Consider the following 1,029-nt stretch of genomic DNA (forward strand, 5'->3'; position numbering starts at 1 on the left):
GGCGGCGACCACATCCTCACCGGCACCGACCACCTGCTCTTCCTGCTGATCCTGCTCCTGCCCGCGCCGCTCGCGGCCACCGGCCGCCGCTGGGACGGCCTGGTCGGCGCCCGGTCCGCGCTTCTGCGGATCGGCCGCATCACGCTCGCCTTCACCGCCGGCCACTCCGTCGCACTGGCCGTCACCGCGCTCGGCCGCCTGGACATCCCCGACTGGCCGGTCGAGGCGTTCATCGCCGGCAGCATCCTCGTCGGCGCGATCCACGCCATCCGCCCCCTCTTCCCGGGCAAGGAGGCACTCGTGGCCGGGGTCTTCGGGCTCGGCCACGGCATGGCGTTCTCCTTCGTACTCGCGGAGATGCACCTGTCCACCGGACAGCTCGTGACCAGCCTCCTCGGCTTCAACCTCGGCATCGAGCTGGTCCAGCTCCTGCTGGTCTGCCTCACCCTGCCCTCGCTGCTGGTCCTCGCCCGCCTGCGCATCCAGCCCACGCTACGACTGGCCGGCGCCCTGCTCACCGCCACGGCGGCCGTCGGCTGGCTGGCCGACCGCCTCGGCCTGCCCAACCCCCTCGCCCGGGCGGCCGACAGCGCCGGATCCCACACCACTGCCATGCTGGCCGCCCTCACGGTGACCGCACTCGCCGCCACCGCCTGGACCCTGGCCACCCGTCGGCACGCACGGCCCGGGCCGACCGAGCCCCCTGCGGCGACATGTCCCGAGTGTGAAAGGCGACACGCGGCGACGACGTGTGAGCCGTACGATCGGGACCAGTCGACGGACACCGCCAACTCAGCGGCGACATAGAGCGGTTGAGAGCCGCAAGCGGTGATCACGGGGTGGCGCCAGAGACCGGAGGGTGCCATTCGGAGCAGCGAGTCGACCCTATGACGGGCCGGGGCTCGTCGACGCCTCGGGCTGTTCAGGCTCGGCGCGAGCCGGGTCCTGGTGATCGCGGCCGACGCCGAGCGGCCCTGGCCGAGGACATCTGCGAGGACGTCCCCGTCGTGGCCGTCTCCGGCGGTGTCC

General features: G+C 73.0%; 1 protein-coding gene. It reads left to right on the forward strand.

Translation table 11 applies throughout. The features are described from left to right. Positions 1–807 (forward strand): HupE/UreJ family protein (locus ACWD3C_RS48765; protein WP_451155305.1); only part of this gene is annotated, 807 nt, incomplete at its 5' end. Between the last annotated feature and the right edge of the window lie 222 nt (positions 808–1,029).

The organism is Streptomyces sp. NPDC002845 (genome assembly GCF_053591955.1).